Annotated in this window: 1 rRNA gene; it reads left to right on the forward strand. The window is 53.1% G+C overall.

Annotated features, from left to right (window positions below):
• Nucleotides 1-1,333: ribosomal RNA gene (locus P3W85_RS37360) — 23S ribosomal RNA — on the forward strand; the annotation flags it as partial.
• Nucleotides 1,334-1,351 lie beyond the last annotated feature (18 nt).

Genomic DNA, 1,351 nt, shown 5'->3' on the forward strand with positions numbered 1-1,351 from the left:
GTTCCAAGAAAAGCCTCTAAGCTTCAGTCATACGAGACCGTACCGCAAACCGACACAGGTGGGCGAGATGAGTATTCTAAGGCGCTTGAGAGAACTCGGGAGAAGGAACTCGGCAAATTGGTACCGTAACTTCGGGATAAGGTACGCCCTTGTAGCTTGACTGGCCTGCGCCAGGAGGGTGAAGGGGTTGCAATAAAATGGTGGCTGCGACTGTTTAATAAAAACACAGCACTCTGCAAACACGAAAGTGGACGTATAGGGTGTGACGCCTGCCCGGTGCCGGAAGATTAAATGATGGGGTGCAAGCTCTTGATTGAAGTCCCGGTAAACGGCGGCCGTAACTATAACGGTCCTAAGGTAGCGAAATTCCTTGTCGGGTAAGTTCCGACCTGCACGAATGGCGTAACGATGGCCACACTGTCTCCTCCCGAGACTCAGCGAAGTTGAAGTGTTTGTGATGATGCAATCTCCCCGCGGCTAGACGGAAAGACCCCATGAACCTTTACTGTAGCTTTGCATTGGACTTTGAACCGATCTGTGTAGGATAGGTGGGAGGCTTTGAAGCGTGGACGCTAGTCTGCGTGGAGCCGACCTTGAAATACCACCCTGGTTTGTTTGAGGTTCTAACCTTGGCCCGTGAATCCGGGTCGGGGACAGTGCATGGTAGGCAGTTTGACTGGGGCGGTCTCCTCCCAAAGTGTAACGGAGGAGTTCGAAGGTACGCTTGGTACGGTCGGACATCGTACCTAAAGTGCAATGGCAAAAGCGTGCTTAACTGCGAGACCGACAAGTCGAGCAGGTGCGAAAGCAGGACATAGTGATCCGGTGGTTCTGAATGGAAGGGCCATCGCTCAACGGATAAAAGGTACTCTGGGGATAACAGGCTGATACCGCCCAAGAGTTCATATCGACGGCGGTGTTTGGCACCTCGATGTCGGCTCATCTCATCCTGGGGCTGTAGCCGGTCCCAAGGGTATGGCTGTTCGCCATTTAAAGAGGTACGTGAGCTGGGTTTAAAACGTCGTGAGACAGTTTGGTCCCTATCTGCCGTGGGCGTTGGAATCTTGACGGGGGCTGCTCCTAGTACGAGAGGACCGGAGTGGACGTACCGCTGGTGTACCTGTTGTCTCGCCAGAGGCATCGCAGGGTAGCTATGTACGGAAGAGATAACCGCTGAAAGCATCTAAGCGGGAAACTCGCCTGAAGATGAGGATTCCCTGGAGCCTTGAGCTCCTTGAAGGGTCGTTCGAGACCAGGACGTTGATAGGCTGGGTGTGGAAGCGCAGTAATGCGTTAAGCTAACCAGTACTAATTGCCCGTAAGGCTTGATCCTATAACCAGTGTGTTTCTC

The sequence above is a fragment of the Cupriavidus basilensis genome (assembly GCF_029335485.1).
In the GTDB taxonomy this organism is placed as follows: domain Bacteria; phylum Pseudomonadota; class Gammaproteobacteria; order Burkholderiales; family Burkholderiaceae; genus Cupriavidus; species Cupriavidus basilensis_E.